The 17,397-nt window shown below is 68.7% G+C and carries 18 protein-coding genes; 13 read left to right on the plus strand and 5 right to left on the minus strand.

The annotated features are described in order from the left end of the window. The first annotated feature begins 30 nt into the window (after positions 1-30). From AC099J_RS21915 to AC099J_RS21940, 6 genes are all read left to right on the plus strand, one after another. Positions 31-951 carry a 3-carboxyethylcatechol 2,3-dioxygenase gene (locus AC099J_RS21915; protein WP_479617410.1) on the plus strand — a complete coding sequence of 307 codons (921 nt, stop codon included), beginning with the start codon at positions 31-33 and terminating at the stop codon, positions 949-951. 12 nt (positions 952-963) lie between these two features. Next, a complete protein-coding gene (gene mhpD / locus AC099J_RS21920) occupies positions 964-1,746 on the plus strand; it encodes a 2-keto-4-pentenoate hydratase (protein ID WP_479617411.1) in 783 nt (260 codons plus the stop codon). 59 nt (positions 1,747-1,805) lie between these two features. Next, on the plus strand, positions 1,806-2,801 hold the full coding sequence (locus tag AC099J_RS21925; protein ID WP_479617412.1) for a Bug family tripartite tricarboxylate transporter substrate binding protein: 996 nt from the start codon (positions 1,806-1,808) through the stop codon (positions 2,799-2,801). A 23-nt stretch (positions 2,802-2,824) separates the two neighbouring features. Next, complete coding sequence (locus AC099J_RS21930; RefSeq protein ID WP_479617413.1) at positions 2,825-3,778, plus strand: acetaldehyde dehydrogenase (acetylating); 954 nt, start codon at positions 2,825-2,827, stop codon at positions 3,776-3,778. 13 nt (positions 3,779-3,791) lie between these two features. Then, on the plus strand, positions 3,792-4,850 hold the full coding sequence (gene dmpG / locus AC099J_RS21935; protein ID WP_479617414.1) for a 4-hydroxy-2-oxovalerate aldolase: 1,059 nt from the start codon (positions 3,792-3,794) through the stop codon (positions 4,848-4,850). 156 nt (positions 4,851-5,006) lie between these two features. Next, positions 5,007-5,876, plus strand: coding sequence for an alpha/beta fold hydrolase (locus tag AC099J_RS21940; protein ID WP_479617415.1), 870 nt, complete (start codon positions 5,007-5,009; stop codon positions 5,874-5,876). 57 nt (positions 5,877-5,933) lie between these two features. Here the strand turns inward: AC099J_RS21940 and AC099J_RS21945 are convergent, their stop codons facing one another. After that, positions 5,934-6,656 carry a hypothetical protein gene (locus tag AC099J_RS21945; protein WP_479617416.1) on the minus strand — a complete coding sequence of 241 codons (723 nt, stop codon included), beginning with the start codon at positions 6,654-6,656 and terminating at the stop codon, positions 5,934-5,936. 207 nt (positions 6,657-6,863) lie between these two features. Between AC099J_RS21945 and AC099J_RS21950 the strand changes: the two genes are divergently transcribed. From AC099J_RS21950 to AC099J_RS21965, 4 genes are all read left to right on the plus strand, one after another. After that, positions 6,864-7,208: an ElaB/YgaM/YqjD family protein gene (locus AC099J_RS21950; RefSeq protein WP_479617417.1), complete on the plus strand. Its 345-nt coding sequence runs from the start codon at positions 6,864-6,866 to the stop codon at positions 7,206-7,208. Positions 7,209-7,287: 79 nt separating this feature from the next. After that, a complete protein-coding gene (locus AC099J_RS21955; protein ID WP_479617418.1) occupies positions 7,288-7,635 on the plus strand; it encodes a winged helix-turn-helix domain-containing protein in 348 nt (115 codons plus the stop codon). 60 nt (positions 7,636-7,695) lie between these two features. Continuing rightward, entirely contained in the window at positions 7,696-8,379 is a 684-nt protein-coding gene (gene modB / locus AC099J_RS21960; RefSeq protein ID WP_479617419.1) for a molybdate ABC transporter permease subunit, read from the plus strand. A gap of 37 nt (positions 8,380-8,416) precedes the next feature. Next, complete coding sequence (locus tag AC099J_RS21965; protein WP_479617420.1) at positions 8,417-9,211, plus strand: ABC transporter ATP-binding protein; 795 nt, start codon at positions 8,417-8,419, stop codon at positions 9,209-9,211. Positions 9,212-9,333: 122 nt separating this feature from the next. Here the strand turns inward: AC099J_RS21965 and AC099J_RS21970 are convergent, their stop codons facing one another. From AC099J_RS21970 to AC099J_RS21980, 3 genes are read right to left on the minus strand one after another with little or no spacing between them, the layout of a single operon-like run. Next, a complete protein-coding gene (locus AC099J_RS21970; protein ID WP_479617421.1) occupies positions 9,334-10,110 on the minus strand; it encodes a BPSS1780 family membrane protein in 777 nt (258 codons plus the stop codon). Positions 10,111-10,147: 37 nt separating this feature from the next. Beyond that, positions 10,148-11,119: a homoserine kinase gene (locus AC099J_RS21975; protein WP_479617422.1), complete on the minus strand. Its 972-nt coding sequence runs from the start codon at positions 11,117-11,119 to the stop codon at positions 10,148-10,150. 4 nt (positions 11,120-11,123) lie between these two features. Beyond that, positions 11,124-11,450: a hypothetical protein gene (locus AC099J_RS21980; RefSeq protein ID WP_479617423.1), complete on the minus strand. Its 327-nt coding sequence runs from the start codon at positions 11,448-11,450 to the stop codon at positions 11,124-11,126. A gap of 53 nt (positions 11,451-11,503) precedes the next feature. Between AC099J_RS21980 and polA the strand changes: the two genes are divergently transcribed. From polA to AC099J_RS21995, 3 genes are all read left to right on the plus strand, one after another. Then, complete coding sequence (gene polA, locus AC099J_RS21985) at positions 11,504-14,308, plus strand: DNA polymerase I (RefSeq protein WP_479617424.1); 2,805 nt, start codon at positions 11,504-11,506, stop codon at positions 14,306-14,308. Positions 14,309-14,422: 114 nt separating this feature from the next. Further along, positions 14,423-15,322: a dienelactone hydrolase family protein gene (locus AC099J_RS21990; RefSeq protein ID WP_479617425.1), complete on the plus strand. Its 900-nt coding sequence runs from the start codon at positions 14,423-14,425 to the stop codon at positions 15,320-15,322. Positions 15,323-15,525: 203 nt separating this feature from the next. Next, the gene (locus AC099J_RS21995; protein ID WP_479617426.1) at positions 15,526-16,467 is read left to right on the plus strand and encodes a ferritin-like domain-containing protein; all 942 of its coding nucleotides are present in this window, start codon (positions 15,526-15,528) and stop codon (positions 16,465-16,467) included. A gap of 9 nt (positions 16,468-16,476) precedes the next feature. On the opposite strand, the gene AC099J_RS22000 is transcribed toward AC099J_RS21995, so the two are convergent. Then, complete coding sequence (locus tag AC099J_RS22000) at positions 16,477-17,376, minus strand: sulfurtransferase (protein WP_479617427.1); 900 nt, start codon at positions 17,374-17,376, stop codon at positions 16,477-16,479. Positions 17,377-17,397: the final 21 nt, after the last annotated feature.

The raw sequence follows: 17,397 nt of genomic DNA on the forward strand, positions 1-17,397 counted from the left end.
GGCCAGACGCCGACCCGAGCCTTCCTGGGCATGTCCCACTCACCGCTGCTGGGCCTGAACCCGCTGGATGCGGCGGTCGAAGCCGAGCTGCAGCAGGGCATCGCCCGCGCCCGCGACGAGGTGCTGAAGTTCGACCCCGAGCTGATCGTGCTGGTCGGCCCGGACCACTACAACGGCTTCTTCAACGAGCTGATGCCGCCGTTCTGCATCGGCAGCCAGTGCACGGCCGTGGGGGACTACCTCACGCCGGCCGGCGCGCTGAACGTGGACGAGGCCGCCGCGCTGGGCCTGGCCGCCTGGCTGATGGACCACGACTTCGACGTGGCGCTGTCGCGCCGCATGGAGGTGGACCACGGCTTTGCCCAGGCGCTGCAGTTCATCTGGGGCGGCCTCGACACACCGCCGGTGCTGCCGATCTTCCTGAACGCCGTGGCGCAACCGGGCATCCCCCGGCTGCGGCGCTGCCGGCACCTCGGCCGCGAGCTGGGCCGCTTTCTGGACACGCTGCCCCAGCGCACGCTGGTGATCGGTTCGGGCGGCCTGTCGCACGAGCCACCGGTGCCCACCATGGCCCACCCGGATGCGGCCGTGCGCGAGCGCATCACCGTCAAGAAGACGCCGACGCAGGACGAACGCGACGCCAAGACCGAGCGCGTCAAGGCCGCCGGCATGGCGCTGGCGCGCGGCGACGCCAGCATGAAGCCGCTGAACCCGGACTGGGACCGGCGCTGGATGGACGCGCTGGCGCACGGCGAACTGGACGCGCTGGTGCAGGGCAGCGAGGACTCCATCGAGCACGCCGCCGGCCTGTCGGCCCACGAGTCCAAGACCTGGCTGGTGGCGCGCGCCGCGCTGCCCGAAGGCAGCGCGCTGCCGTGCCCGCTGTACCACTACCAGACCATTCCGGCGCTGATCGCCGGCTACGGAGTCCTGTTTTTGCACACCACCTGAGGAGACGACGACATGAGTACCGAACAACACATCGAGCAGTGGGCCACCCGCCTGCGCGAAGCCGAGCACAGCGGAACCCCCATCGCCCCGCTGCGCGACGAGATCCCCGATGGCGAGACAGCCTACCGCGTGCAACTGGCCAACGTGCGCCACGCCCTGACCCAGGGCCGGCGCATCGTCGGCCGCAAGATCGGGCTGACCTCGCTGTCCGTGCAGCAACAGCTGGGCGTGGACCAGCCGGACTTCGGCACGCTGTTCGCCGACATGGTCTACGGCGACGACGAGCCGTTGCCCTGGTCGCGCACGCTGCAGCCCAAGGTCGAGGCCGAGGTGGCGCTGGTGCTGGCGCATGACCTGGACCGCGTCGACACCACGCTGGTCGACGTCATCAACGCCACCGCCTACGCGCTGCCAGCCGTCGAGATCGTCGGCAGCCGCATCGCCAACTGGAACATCCGCTTCATCGACACCGTGGCCGACAACGCTTCCAGCGGCCTGGTGGTGGTGGGCGGCGTACCCGTCAAGCTCGACGGCCTGGACCTCAAGACCTGCTCGATGCGCATGGAGCGCCGTGGCGAGGTCGTCTCGCAAGGCAATGGCGCGGCCTGCCTGGGCCACCCGCTGAACGCTGCCGTCTGGCTGGCCCGCAAGCTGGCCAGCCTGGGCCAGCCGCTCAAGGCCGGCGACCTGGTGCTGACCGGCGCTTTGGGGCCGATGGTCGCAGCCGAGCCCGGCGACCGCTTCGAGGCCCACATCGGCGGCCTCGGCAGTGTCCACGTCCAGTTCGGTCGCTGACCGGCTCCCTGCATTTCCTTCCCATCCCCTTTTTCGCACCGCTTCCTGGAGACCTAAAAATGATCAATCGCCGCTTCACCCTCGCCACGCTGGCCCTGGCCGCACTGCCCACCCTGGCCCTGGCCCAGGACTTCCCGCAACGCACCGTCACCCTCGTCGTGCCCTTCCCAGCTGGTGGCATCACCGACCAGATCTCGCGCGTGATGGCGCAGAAGATGGCCGACACGCTGGGCAAGCCCGTCATCGTCGACAACAAACCCGGCGGTGGCGGCCAGATCGCCGCGGCCGCCGTCAGGAACGCTCCGGCCGACGGCCACGCGGTCTTCATCGCCGCCACCGAGATGTTCGCCATCAACCAGAACCTGTACCGCAAGTTCTCCTACGACCCGATCAAGGACTTCACGCCCGTGTCCTCGCTGATCGCCTCGCCGCTGGTGCTGGTGGTGCCGTCCAACAGCCCGATCAACAGCGTGCAGGAGCTGGTGCAACAGGCCAAGACGCGCAAGGGCGGCCTCAGCTTCGCGTCGCAGGGCATCGGCTCCATCGGCCACCTGCTGGGCGAGCTGTTCCGCAGCAAGGCGGGCGGCGAATACGCCCACATCGGCTACAAGGGCTCGGCCCCGGCGCTGCAGGACGTGATGTCGGGCCAGGTCGACATGATGTTCGACCCGGTCATCACCACCGCGCCGCTGATCGCGGGCAAGAAGCTCAAGCCCCTGGCGATCGCCGCCGCGAAGCGCTCGCCGCAGCTGCCCGACGTGCCCACGCTGGACGAACTGGGCATCAAGGGCGTGGACGCCGGCGTGTGGTTCGGCGCAGTGGCCAAGGCCGGCACGCCCGCGCCCGTGGTGGCCAAGCTGAACGAGGCGTTCCTGAAGGCGCTGGGCGATGCCGAAGTGCTCAAGCGCTTTGCCGACCAGGGCATGCAGCCCTTCCCGTCCAGCCCCGAGGCTTCGGCCGTTTCCTGCAGTCCGAAGTGGCTCGCTGGACACCGCTGGTCAAGTCCAGCGGCGCCACCGTCGATTGACATGAAACCCCCGTTGGGCGGCACATGACGCCCAACTTCTGGAGCACTGATATGACCCGCAAACTCAAGGCTGCCATCATCGGCAGCGGCAACATCGGCACGGACTTGATGATCAAGATCCTGCGCCACGGCCAGCACATCGAGATGGGCGCCATGGTCGGCATCGACCCGGCCTCCGACGGCCTGGCCCGCGCCGCCCGCATGGGCGTGGCCACGACGCACGAGGGCGTCCTGGGGCTGACCCGGTTGCCCGTGTTCGACGACATCGACTTCGTGTTCGACGCCACCAGCGCATCGGCCCACGTGCAGAACGATGCCTTCCTGCGCAGCCTGAAGCCCGGCATCCGCATGGTCGACCTGACGCCGGCGGCCATCGGCCCCTATTGCATCCCGGTGGTCAACGGCGATGCGCACCTGGACGCGCTGAACGTGAACATGGTCACCTGCGGCGGCCAGGCCACCATCCCCATGGTGGCAGCCGTCTCGCGCGTGGCCAAAGTGCTGTACGGCGAGATCGTGGCCTCGATCTCCAGCAAGAGCGCCGGCCCCGGCACGCGCGCCAACATCGACGAGTTCACCGAGACGACGTCCAAGGCCATCGAGGTGGTGGGCCGTGCGGCCAAGGGCAAGGCCATCATCGTGCTGAACCCGGCCGAGCCGCCGCTGATCATGCGCGACACGGTCTACACGCTGTCCGAGTTCGTCGACCCTTTGAGGATCGAGGAATCGGTGGCGCGCATGGCGGCCGACGTGCAGTCCTATGTGCCGGGCTACCGGCTCAAGCAGCGCGTGCAGTTCGACCGCATCGAGGCCGACCGGCCGATCCGCATCCCCGGCGTGGGCGATCGCTTGAGCGGGCTCAAGACCTCCATCTTTCTGGAGGTCGAGGGCGCAGCCCACTACCTGCCGGCCTATGCCGGCAACCTGGACATCATGACCAGCGCCGGCCTGCGCACGGCCGAGCGCATGGCCGCGCGCATGCTGCAAGCGGCCGTGGCCGCCTGAAGGAGAACACACCATGAATGGCAAGAAGATCTACATCTCCGACGTGACGCTGCGTGATGGCAGCCACGCGATTCGCCACCAGTACAGCGTGGCGCAAGCGAAACAGATCGCCAAGGCCCTGGACGACGCCAAGGTCGATTCCATCGAGGTCGCCCATGGCGACGGCCTGCAGGGCGGCAGCTTCAACTATGGCTTCGGCGCGCACACCGATGTGGAGTGGATCGAGGCGGTGGCCAGCGTGGTCAAGCACGCCAAGATCGCCACGCTGCTGCTGCCCGGCATCGGCACCGTGCACGACCTGAAGGCCGCGTATGACGCCGGCGCCCGCATCGTGCGCGTGGCCACGCACTGCACCGAGGCCGACGTCGCACGCCAGCACATCGAATACGCGCGGCACCTGGGCATGGAGGCCGTGGGCTTTCTAATGATGAGCCACATGCAGACGCCGCAGGGCCTGGCCCAGCAGGCCAAGCTGATGGAAAGCTACGGCGCCACCGTGTGCTATGTGGTGGACTCCGGCGGCGCGCTGAGCATGAACGACGTGCGCGACCGCTTCCGCGCGTTCAAGGATGTGCTCAAGCCCGAGACGCTGACCGGCATGCACGCCCACCACAACCTGAGCCTGGGCGTGGCCAACTCCCTCGTCGCGGTGGAAGAGGGTTGCGACCGCATCGACGCCAGCCTGGCCGGCATGGGCGCGGGGGCCGGCAATGCGCCGCTGGAGGTGTTCATCGCCGCAGCCGAGCGCATGGGCTGGAACCATGGCACCGATCTGTACAAGCTGATGGACGCGGCCGACGACATCGTGCGGCCCCTGCAAGACCGCCCGGTGCGCGTGGACCGCGAGACCCTGGCGCTGGGTTATGCGGGCGTGTATTCCAGCTTCCTGCGGCACTCGGAAGTGGCCGCCAAGAAGTACGGGCTCAAGGCCGTGGACATCCTGGTCGAGCTGGGCAAGCGCCGCATGGTTGGCGGCCAGGAAGACATGATTGTCGATGTGGCGCTGGACCTGTTGAAGGCCCAAGAACACGCACGCGCTCCCGCCATCCCCACCATGAGCGAAGCCGCGTAACCTGAACCACCCCGTTTGAATGGCGCACTGCGTGTAGCCATTCCATTCCCCTCCAGGGACGCCGCCCGCGGCCTAGCAGAGCCAGTTCCGCGGCGTCCGCTGGCACCCTGGGTCCGGATGTGACCGACACGCCACACTGCAACACAGAGAGACATCATGAACACCACCACCGCCCTCACCGAGGAATCCACCAGCCACTTCGCCAACCTGCAGGTCGGCGAGCTGAAGCTGCGCATCCACTACAACGACGCGGGCCAGGGGGCCGAGACCGTCGTCATGCTGCACGGCTCGGGCCCCGGCGCCAGCGGCTGGGCCAACTTCAACCGCAATGTGGAGCCGCTGGTCGATGCCGGCTACCGCGTGGTGCTGATGGACTGCCCGGGCTGGAGCAAGAGCGACACGATCGTCAACACCGGCTCGCGTTCGGACCTCAACGCCGACACGCTGGCCGCGCTGCTGGACCATCTGAAGATCGAGCGCGCGCACCTGATCGGCAACTCCATGGGCGGCCACAGCGCCGTGGCTTTTGCGCTGAAGAACCCCCAGCGCGTCGGCAAGTTGGTGCTGATGGGCGGCGGCACGGGTGGCCCCAGCCAGTTCGTGCCCATGCCGACCGAGGGCATCAAGCTGATCGGCGCGCTGTACCGCGACCCGACCATCGAGAACCTCAAGCGCATGATGGCCGTGTTCGTCTATGACACCAGCAGCCTGACCGACGCGCTGTACCAGGCACGCCTGGACAACATGCTGAACCAGCGCGCGCACCTGGACAACTTCGTCAAGAGCAGCGCGGCCAACCCCAAGCAGTTCCCCGACTACGGCCACCGCCTGGGCGAGATCGCCGCGCCCACGCTGGTGATCTGGGGCCGCGACGACCGCTTCGTGCCGATGGACGTGGGCCTGCGCCTGGTCTGGGGCCTGCAGGACGCGCAGATGCATGTGTTCAGCCGCTGCGGCCACTGGGCGCAGTGGGAGCATGCGGAGCGCTTCAACCGGATGGTGAAGGACTTTTTGGCAGAGCGTTGAGCGCCAACGCAGGCCCTGGTCACGCCCGCAGGTGCCGACGCCTGGGATGCCCCCGCTTCAGTAGGCCCTGTGCCCGGTCATCCCGCCACGCCATCGCGCCACAAGCGCCGTGGCTTGGGCGCCCCACGCGCCGTAGCCCGGCGGCCCATTGCGGTGGACCAGCGCCACGCAGTAGGCCACGATGGCACTGGCCACCAGCAGTTCGCCGCCGTCCTCGACCACGGCCAGCGCCTCCCTGGGGCCGGGCAGGTGCATCACGGCCACGTGCAGCATGTCCACGCCGATGCCGAACGCCACGAGCAGCAACAGCAGGCTGACCATGTCGGCGCAAGTCTGGCGGAATGCCGGTGTGCCGCGCCACCAGCCCAGTGCGATGCCAGGCAGCAGCGCAGCCGCCGCACCTGCGGAGACCAGCAACTCGCCCAGATCCGCTGCACGAATGAACGGCGGCGTCGGCAAGGTCCAGGCGCGCGACAGCGCCAGGCCCCAGCGCTCGTGCACGCTGCGCCAGTCGTCGATCAGCAGATAGGCGAACAGCAGCGCCCACGCGGCATAGCCCCAATACCGCATGCGCACGCCGCTGACCAGCAGGAGGGCGCAGATCGACGCCCACTTCAGTGCCTGAAACACTTCACTGAAGCCGCGGTCGGTCTCGATGGAAAAGCGCCGATCGGCCTGCAGGGCGGCTACCCAGGGCATGGCAATGTGCAAGCCGATCAAGATCAGATCGACGGCGATCAAGACGGTCAAAGTGCCACGGTATGGGGGATGGGCTGTCATGGTTTTGTCGTATTGCGCAGGATGCTAGAACGTGCAAGAGCCCGATTCTTGAACCCGGGTGCTTGGCTGATACGACATGCAGTCCGTGTCCTACAAACATGCGGCTGCGTTCCGACATCGCGTCCGAGGGCCGGTGCTTAAGCTCCAAGCAACGGCGCTTTCATGATCTGGCGCCGGGCCTCGAATCACACACTCAGGAGCAGACCCATGTACGACGCAGCCTCAAACCCATCCACGAGTCCACGTCCGGACGGCAGCGTGTCGCGCGGTGTCCACCAGGTCGGCGACACCCTGCATAGCACCGTCGACCGGGTGACCGATCCGGTGAAGGGTGCAGTTGAGCGTGCATCCGCCACGGCCCACGAGACGATCGATCGCGTGGCCAGTGGCGTGCACAGCGCCGCCGCACGGGTCGATGCGCAGACCCGCCGGGCGCGTGAGCTGCCCCACGACGCGATGGAAAGCGTACGCGAGCATGTGCGTGCCCAGCCGTTGCAAGCCGTGGCACTGGCGTTGGCCGTCGGCTGGCTGTTCGGCCGCCTGGGCCGCTGACGCACAGGCCCCGTACCGGGGCCCCGGCATGTGGTGAGGGCGGGCTGCGCACCGCTGAGGCCAGCGGCACAATTGCCGCATGAAGTCCAAAGTGCAGTTCCGCATGCGCATCTACCGGGATGACAGCATCGCCATCGGCCCCGGCAAGGTGGCATTGCTGGAGGCGGTGGCAGAGACGGGTTCGATCTCGGCGGCGGCGCGCCAGATGGGCATGTCTTACCGGCGTGCCTGGGTGCTGATCGACGAGATGAACCGTGGACTCGCGGCTCCCGCCGTCAACACGGCAGCAGGCGGCGCCCATGGCGGCGGCACGGCCCTGACGGCCGTGGGCCGGGAATTGATCACGCGCTACCGGTCGGTGGAAAACGCCGCGCGTGTGGCGGCTGCGGATGATCTGGCCGCGCTGCACCGCCTGCTGGCGCACTGAACAGCGAACCTAGGCGCAGCGCCGCACGGCGCCTGTGCCAGAATCCCGCGCTGTATTCGCATGGACACTGCGCACCCCTTGCTCACCTCGATGGACTGGTCGCCGTTGGCGCTGTCTTTGAAGGTTGCGGCGTGGGCCACACTGGCGGCATTGACCATCGGTGTCGCGCTCGGCTGGCTGTTCGCGCGCAAGCGCTTTCCCGGCCGTTCTGTGTGGGAGGCGGCGCTGATGTTGCCGATGGTGCTGCCGCCCACCGTGGTCGGCTACGGCATCCTCGTGCTGGCCGGGCGGCGCAGCCCGCTGGGCGCCTGGCTGCGCGAGCACTTCGACTACACCATCATCTTCAGTTGGCACGGTGCCGTCGTGGCATCGGCCGTGGTGGCGTTTCCGCTGGTGTTCAAGTCGGCCACGGCGGCGTTTGCGCAGGTCGATCGGTCATTGGAGGCCGCCGCCAGCACGCTGCGCCAGTCGCCGCTGTCGGTGTTCCTGCGCGTGACGCTGCCGTTGGCCTGGCCGGGCATCCTGGCCGGCAGCTTGCTCGCGTTCGCGCGGGCGATGGGCGAGTTTGGCGCGTCGCTGATGGTGGCCGGCTCCATCCCGCAGCAGACGCAGACGCTGTCGATGGCCATCTACGACGCCAGCCAGGCCGGTCAGGACGACCTGGCCCTGCTGCTGGTGCTGGTCACCAGCGCGATGTCGATCACCGTGCTGGTGCTGTCCAACCGCGTGCTGGCATGGCGGTGAGGGCGCGTCACTGTGCGGCTCACCAGGGCGCGCAGCCGTGACGGCGGCCCGCATCGATGTGGCGGTGCGCCTGTCGGTCAGCGACGGCCCGCGCCGCTTCGATCTGGCAGCCGAGTTCGCAACCGATGCAGCCTTCGTTGCGCTGTATGGCCCTTCTGGCTCGGGCAAGTCGTTGACGCTGCAGGCCATGGCGGGGTTGTTGCACCCCGACGCGGGCCATGTTCGCGTCGGTGGTCGCACGCTGTTCGACGCCGCTGCGCGCGTGCAGGTGCCACCCGCAGCACGGCGGGTCGGCTATCTGTTCCAGCACTACGCGCTGTTCCCGCATCTGTCGGTGCGCGAGAACGTGGGCTTCGGGCTGACGTCATGGTGGCAGCGCCGGCTCTCGGCGGCGCAAGGCGCGCAGGTCGATGCGCTGCTCGAAAGCTTCGGCCTGTCGGCCATGGCGCACAGCCGGCCGGCCAACCTGTCGGGCGGCCAGCAGCAGCGTGTGGCGCTTGCACGTGCGATGGCCTGCCAACCGCAACTGCTGCTGCTGGACGAACCCTTCGCTGCACTGAATCCGATGCTGCGCGAGGAGTTGCGCGGTGAACTGGGGCGTGTGTGCCGCCAGGCCGGCATTCCGGTGGTGATGATCACGCACGATGTGGACGATGTGCTGGCGCTGGCGCAGACCTGTTTTCTCTATGAGGAGGGTCGCGTGGTGCGCCAGATCGACCTGCAGGAGGGCACGCAGCGCGCGCTGGCGGCCAGCGCCATCACCGGCCGTGCGCCGGCGGCGCCGTCGCCGCTGCGTGAGCGGCTGCAGCGGCTGCTGGGGCAGTCTGGCTGAGCGCCTGAGCGCCTGAGCGCCTGAGCGCCTGAGCGCCTGAGCGGCGGGTGGCGGGCGCCACGACTGCGCCCTTGGTCGCGCGGTGCAGGCCAAGCCCAAGGCCAAGGCCGACCGCTGGTCGGTCAGGGCAGGGCAGGTGGCGCCGTTGGCGCGTCCTCGGCAGGCGTGTCGGCGACGAAGCTGTCGCGGAAGGTGAAGTAGACCGAGGTGGACATCATCGCGGCCATCAAAAAGGCGAACGGCATCATGATCACGCTGGCCATCTGCGCGCTGCCCGCCACCGAGGCGAACACCGCCACCACCATGGCCAGCGCCGTCACCAGCGCGGCCCAGGCCAGGCCGTAGACGATGAACGCGCCGGCGTTGCGCATGCAGGCCACGACGCTGAAGAACAGGCTTTTGACCGGCGGCACGCCATGCCAGTGCACCAGCGCCGGCGCATGCCAGAACATCAGGAACAGCGGCAGGTGCAACAGCAGCGTCAGCGCCAGCGCGCTGCTCAGCTGCGGGGCGTCTCCGGCAGCCGGTGGTGGCGGTGCGGGCACCAGCGCGGAGACGACGGTGGAGGCCAGCAGGGACAGCACGGTGTAGATCACGCCCAGCACCAGCATCGCGTTCAGGCGCTGGCGGCCGGCGCGAAAGGCGCTGATCAGCACCGTCGGCATGGGGAACTTGCCGCTGCTGGCCTCTTGCGTGGCCGCCATCAGGCCGAGCGTGGTGGCTGGCACCAGCACGCCGGCCAGCAGCACGCCGATCACCGGGATCTGCGAGGCGACGAGCATCAGCGCCATGTACATGAAGAACAGGCCGATCAGCGCGAGCGGCTGGCGAAAGAACGTCTTCACGCCGTCGCGCACCCATTGGATGCCGGTGCGGGCGGGAACGATGTTGAGCTTCATGTCGGTGGTGCGCGCAATGCGCGGGCGGGCAGGGGTTTCAGGCGAACGCGGGCACGGCGGGGCAGGCGCGCGCGCGCAGCACCCGTTCGAAGTGGCCGGGGTCGTGGGGAGTCAGCATGGCGGCCTCGCGCGGCAGGTGGTAGTCCCACAGCCGCGAGATCCAAAAGCGCAGCGCGCCGGCACGCAGCATGGCGGGCAACAGCTGGCGTTCCTGCGCGATCAGCGGGCGCACCGCCACGTAGGCATCGACGAAGGCGGCCGTGCGCTCGGCGTCGGGCCGGCCGGTGGGCAGATCGATGCACCAGTCGTTCAGGCAGACGGCGAGGTCGAACAGCCAGGTGTCCACGCCCGCGAAGTAGAAGTCGAAGAAGCCCGTCAGCTCGGGCGCGCCCGGCCGGCTCTGCTCGAACATTACGTTGTCGCGGAACAGATCGGCGTGCACCGGGCCGCGCGGCAGCGCCGCATAGGCCGACGATGTGGCCACGTGGTTCTGCAAGGCCAGCTCGCCTTGCAGCAGCACCGCCTGCTCTGGTTCCAGGTAGGGCAGCACCACCGGCACCGTTTCGTTCCACCAGCGCAGGCCGCGCAGGTTGGGCTGGCGCCGCGGGTAGTCGCGCCCGGCCAGGTGCATGCGGGCCAGCATGGCGCCCACGGCCGCGCAGTGGGCCGCGCCTGGGGCCAGCTCGCTGCGGCCGCGCAGGCGGTTCACCAGCGCCGCGGGCTTGCCGTTGACTTTGTGCAGGATTTCGCCCTTCGCGTCGGGCGCGGGGTCGGGCACGGGGATGCCGTGGTGCGCCAGGTGCTGCATCAGGTGCAGGTAGAAGGGCAGTTGCTCGAAGCTCAGGCGTTCGAACAGCGTCAGCACGTGCTGGCCGCTGTCGCTGTCGACGAAGTAGTTGGTGTTCTCGATGCCGCCCTCGATGCCGCGCAGCGATTGCAGCGCGCCCAGGCCCAGGTGGGTCAGCAGGGCTTGGGCGTCGTCGTTCGAGACTTCGGTGAAGACGGCCATGCGCCTAGAAACCGAGCAGTTTCCAGACGCGCTGGCCGGCGTTGCCCGAAGCGCTGTCGCGCTCGCCCTGGGGCCGGGCGCGGGCGCCGTTCTGCGGCACGATCTCGTAGGCCGGCAGCGCGCTGTTCAGCGGTTGCACGGTGATGCTCTGCGGCTGGCCGCCGTAGCGCAGTTCCTCGATGCGGGCGCCGCGGTCTTCGATGATGATGCGCTCGATGCGCTGGTCGCGGCCCTGGGGCGCGGCGTTGTCGCCCACCAGCGGTGCGGGGGCTTGCGACCAGGCAGAAGTGGCCGCCGCCAGGCAGAAACAGGTGAACAGAAGTGCGCGCATGGCGCCATTGTAGGTGGCGCATTGCAGCGTACAGCGGCAGGCACAATGCCCCGATGAGCGACACGAACACTCTGCTGCTGGTCGATGGATCCAGCTATCTGTACCGCGCCTACCACGCGCTGCCGGACCTGCGCGGCCCCGATCAATTCCCCACCGGCGCGCTGCACGGCATGGTGGCCATGCTCACCAAACTGCGCGCGCAGTTCCCGTCGGCGCACGCGGTCTGCGTGTTCGATGCGCCCGGCAAGACCTTCCGCGACGATTGGTATCCGCAGTACAAGGCCAACCGCGCTTCCATGCCCGAGCCGCTGGTGCAGCAGATTGCGCCGATCCACGAAGTGGTGCGTCTGCTGGGCTGGCCGGTGCTCTCGATCCCCGGCATCGAGGCCGACGACGTGATCGGCACGCTGGCGCGCACGATGGCCGCGCGTGGCGGCACGGTGGTGGTCTCCACCGGCGACAAGGACATGGCGCAACTGGTCGACGCGCGTGTCACGCTGATCAACACCATGAGCAACGAGACGCTGGACCCGGCCGGCGTGCTGGCCAAGTTTGGCGTGCCGCCCGAGCGCATCGTCGACTACCTCTCGCTGATCGGCGACACGGTGGACAACGTGCCCGGCGTCGACAAGGTCGGCCCCAAGACCGCCGTGAAATGGCTGACCGAGCATGGCTCGCTCGATGGCGTGATGGCGGCCGCAGCCGACATCAAGGGCGCGACCGGCGACAACCTGCGCAAGGCGCTGGACTGGCTGCCGATGGGCCGCCAGCTGGTGACCATCCGCACCGATTGCGACCTGGCCGAGCAGGTGGCCGGCTGGCCCGGCGAGGCGGCGTTCGAGGCGCTGAAGTTCGCCGAGCCCGACCCGGCCGCCCTGCTGGAGTTCTACAACCGCTACGGCTTCAAGACGATGGGCCGCGATCTGCAAGCGCGCATGGCCGCGACCAAGCCCGCGCCTGCGACGACCGACGACCTGTTCGCCGAAGGCCCGGGCGACGCCGCCGAGCCCGCCGCCGTCGCCTGCGACCCCGTGGCGCCCAGCGGCGACTACCAGACCATTACCACCTGGGAGCAGTTCGACGCCTGGCTGGCCCGCCTGCGCGCCGCGCCGCTGGCCGCGCTGGACACCGAGACCGACTCGCTGGACCCGATGCGTGCCCGCATCGTCGGCATCTCGTTCGCGCTGCAGGCACGCGAGGCGGCCTACATTCCTTTGGCCCACAACTACGCCGATGCGCCCGACCAGCTGCCGTTGGACGAAGTGCTGGCCAAGCTCAGGCCCTGGCTGGAGGACGAGGCCGCCGGCAAGATGGGCCAGAACATCAAGTACGACAGCCATGTGTTCGCCAACCACGGCATCACCGTGCGCGGCTGGCGGCATGACACGCTGCTGCAAAGCTATGTGCTGGAGGCCCACAAGCCGCACAGCCTGGAGAGCCTGGCCGACCGCCACCTGGGCCGCAAGGGCCTGTCGTACGAAGACATCTGCGGCAAGGGCGCCAAGCAGATTCCGTTTGCGCAGGTCGACGTGCAGACCGCCACCACCTATTCCGGCGAAGACAGCGAGATGGTGCTGGACGTGCACCGCGTGCTGTGGCCCGAGCTGGACGCCGAGCCGGCGGCAGCGCCCAGCCGGCGCTATGTGTACGAGCAGATCGAGATGCACACCAGCGGTTTGCTCCAGCGCATCGAGCGCCATGGCGTGCTGGTCGACGCGGTCGCGTTGCACAAGCAGAGCCAGACGCTGGCCGAACGCATGATCGCGCTGGAGCATCAGGCCTACGAGCTGGCCGGCCAGCCCTTCAACATGGGCAGCCCCAAGCAGATCGGCGAAATTCTGTTCACCAAGCTGGGCATCCCGGTGCAGAAGAAGACCGCCACCGGCGCCCCGTCCACCGACGAAGAGGTGCTGGAAAAGCTGGCCGCCGACTACCCGCTGCCGGCGCGGCTGCTGGAGCACCGGGGCCTGGCCAAGCTCAAAAGCACTTACACCGACAAGCTGCCGCTGATGGTCAACCCCATCACCGGCCGCGTGCACACCAACTACGCGCAAGCCGTGGCCGTGACGGGCCGGCTGTCCAGCAACGAGCCCAACCTGCAGAACATCCCGATCCGCACGCCCGAGGGCCGGCGCGTGCGCGAGGCCTTCATTGCGCCGCCCGGGCATCTGATCGCCAGCGCCGACTACTCGCAGATCGAGTTGCGCATCATGGCCCACATCAGCGAAGACCCGGGGCTGCTGAGCGCCTTCGCCGAGGGCCGCGACGTGCACCGCGCCACTGCCTCCGAAGTGTTCGGCGTGGCGGTGGACGAGGTCAGCAGCGAGCAGCGCCGCTATGCCAAGGTCATCAACTTCGGCCTGATCTACGGCATGGGTGCGTTCGGCCTGGCCAGCAACCTGGGCATCGACCAGAAGGCCGCGAAGGTCTACATCGACCGCTACTTCGACCGCTTCGCCGGCGTCAAGCGCTACATGGACGAGACGCGCAAGAAGGCGGGCGAGCTGGGCTATGTGGAAACGCTGTTCGGCCGGCGCATCGTGCTGCCCGAGATCCTGGGCGGCAGCGGCCCGCGCCGCGCTGGCGCCGAGCGCCAGGCGATCAACGCGCCCATGCAGGGGACGGCGGCCGATCTGATCAAGCTGGCCATGATCGCCGTGCAAGCCGAGCTGGACCGCGCGGGCAAGTCGACCCGCATCGTGATGCAGGTGCACGACGAACTGGTGTTCGAGCTGCCCGAGGACGAAGAGGGCTGGCTGCGCACCGAGGTGCCCCGGCTGATGGCCGGCGTGGCGCAGCTCAAGGTGCCACTGCTGGCCGAGGTCGGCGTCGGCGCGAACTGGGACCAGGCGCACTGAAATCCCTGCCGCACGCAGGCCATGCGCCTGCGGTATCGTCCCGCGCGGCCCGCTGCACGGAACCAATGGCGACGGGTCTCCATATGTCAACCTTCCACCATTCCAGGAGCCCGCATGCTGCATGACGATCTGAAGGCCGATTTCGATTCCTTGCTGCCCGGACGCAGCACCGAACAGGGTGCCTCGCGCCGCACCGCGCTGAAGGCCGCGCTGGGCGTGGGCTACGCCGCCTCGACCTTGCCCATCATGGCGCAGACGGCCGTGAAGACCTCTGCCGAGGGGCTCACGGCGGGCGAAGTCAGCTTCGAGGTCAATGGCTTCAAGGTGCCGGCGTACCGCGCGGCGCCGGCCGGCAAGACCGGCTTGCCGGTGGTGCTGGTGATCCAGGAGATCTTCGGCGTGCACGAGTACATCGCCGACACGGCGCGCCGCTTCGCCAAGGCCGGCTATCTGGCCATCGCGCCGTCGCTGTACGCCCGCCAGGGCGACCCCACGCAGTACAGCGAGATCGCCAAGCTGCAGGCCGAACTGGTCAGCAAGGTGCCGGATGCGCAGGTCATGGCCGACCTGGATGCGGCGGTGAAATGGGCCGGTGCCAACGGTGGCGATGTGTCCAAGGTCGGCATCACCGGCTTTTGCTGGGGTGGCCGCATCACCTGGCTGTACAGCGCGCACAGCCCGAGCGTGAAGGCCGGCGTGGCCTGGTACGGCCGCCTGGTGGGCAACGCTTCCGAGCTGACGCCGCGCCACCCGGTGGATGTGGCGGCCCGGCTCAATGGCCCCGTGCTGGGCCTGTATGGCGCAGCCGACACCGGCATTCCGCTGGACACGGTCGAGAAGATGAAGGCGGCGCTGGCGACCGGCAACGCCGCTGCCAAGGCCTCGGAGTTCGTGGTCTATCCCGATGCGCCGCATGCCTTCCATGCCGATTACCGGCCGAGCTTCCGGCAGGGGCCCGCCGAAGACGGCTGGAAGCGCGCGCTGGCCTGGTTCAAGACGCACGGCGTGGCCTGACGCTCTGCGCTGCACACGCCAACGAGCCGCCCCAGGGCGGCTTTTTGTTGTGCGCCGAGCGATCCGCCCCGGGCTGGGCGCTTGTTCCTACACCGCCTCTTCCGCGCGGACGACGGGTGTTCGGCCACAGCCGGGCCACGATGCATGCCAGTCCCGCAAGGGTCGTTCAACACAGCACGTACCAGACGTGAAGGAGCAATGACATGGCAGCAGAAGAACGCGATCTGAACCGCGACCCGATCACCAATGCACCGGGCGCACACCCGGTCGGCACCGGCGTCGGCGCAGCCAGCGGCGGGGCCGCAGGCGCGGCCATCGGTGCGATCGGCGGCCCGGTGGGCGCGGCGATCGGCCTGGTGGCCGGTGCGGTGGTGGGTGGCCTGGCTGGCAAGTCGGTGGCCGAGGGCATCAACCCGACGGCCGAGGAAGCCCACTGGCGCGGTGCGTACGAGCGCGAGTCGTATGTCGAGCCCGGTCGCAGCTATGACGATTACGGCCCGGCTTACGCCTATGGCTGGACAGCACGCCCCGACTACACGGGCGACTTCGAACAGGCGGAAGCAGAACTGGCCCGTGACTGGGGCCAACGCCGTGGCAGCTCGGCGCTGAGCTGGGAGCAGGCACGCCCTGCCACCCGTGCGGCGTGGGACCGTGTGTCCGGCGATGTGGACTACGCGGAAGGCGACACCACCGCCGATCGCGACGACCTGCTGGAAACGCTGGACGATCTGCTCAAGACCAGCCGCGATGGCCAGAAGGGCTTTGCCGAATCCGCCGAGCACACGAAGACGGCTTCGTTGGCCCAGGTGCTGACGCAGCGCTCACGCGATTGCGCGCAAGCGGCCACCGAACTGGCGGCGCACATCGCCAAGCTGGGAGGCGAGGTCAACGATGGCGGAAGCGCCAGCGGTGCCCTGCACCGTGGCTGGGTCAGCCTGCGCGGCAGCGTGGGCGCCTTGAGCGACCTGGCGATGCTGGAGGAGTGCGAGCGCGGTGAGGATGCGGCACTGGCCCGCTACCGCAAGGCGTTGACGATGCCCATGCCCGCCGATCTCAAGGCCGTGGTGCAGCGCCATGCGGACGGTGCCCAGCGCAACCACGACCAGATCAAGCAGCTGCGCGACGCCGAGCGCGCCAAGGGCTGACGCGCGGGTTCAGCCCTTCGCCACGGGGCGGCTTGGGTCAGAACACCAGTCGCTCCAGCTGCCGGCGTACAGCGCAGTGCGCGGCAGGCCGGCGATCTCCATGGCGAGCAGATTCGGCGTGGCGGTGACACCGCTGCCGCAGTGGTGCACCACTGTGGCGGCATCGCGTCCTGCCAACAGGGCATCGAACTCGGCACGCAGTTGTTCGGCGCTCTTGAACAGGCCGTCCGGCCCGATGTTCTCCACATAGGGCCGGTTGAGCGCACTGGGGATGTGGCCGGCCACCGGGTCCAGCGGCTCGGTCTCACCCCGATAGCGTGCTGCCGCACGTGCATCCAGCACGGTTTGCTGCGGCCGGCCGATGTTCGACAGCACCTCGGCCGCATCGACCAACCGCGCCAGCGGCGGCCGCAGTTCGAAGTTCGTCTGGAAATGGCTCGGCTCGTCCCGGCCGGTCACCTCGCCGCCCGCTGCCTGCCAGGCCTGCAGGCCCCCGTCCAGTACGGCGACGGCCTCGTGTCCCATCCACTTCAACATCCACCACAGCCTGCCGCTGTAGTTGGTGCCGCTGCGGTCGTACGTGATGGCCTGCATGTCATTGGCAAAACCGACGCTGGACAACCAGATGGCGAACTTTTCGCGGTTGGGCAGAGGGTGGCGTCCACCGGAGGCCGGCTCGTCCGATTCGTGCGCCGTGAGGATGCCGCCCGCGCCGGGCGCGCCATGGCGGGCGCTGAGGTCACGGTCCAGGTCCGCATGCACCGCGCCGGGAATGTGGGCCTGCGCATACTGCGCGGCGCCTGCGGCCGGCTGCATCAGATCGAAGCTGCAATCGAACAGCATGTGGCGCTGGCCGCTTTGCTGCAGGGCTTGCAACTGGGCCACGGAGATCAGGGTGGTGTAGGGCATGGTGGCGAGGGGTGGAAGACG

The sequence above is a fragment of the Rhodoferax sp. RT4P68 genome (assembly GCF_056521305.1).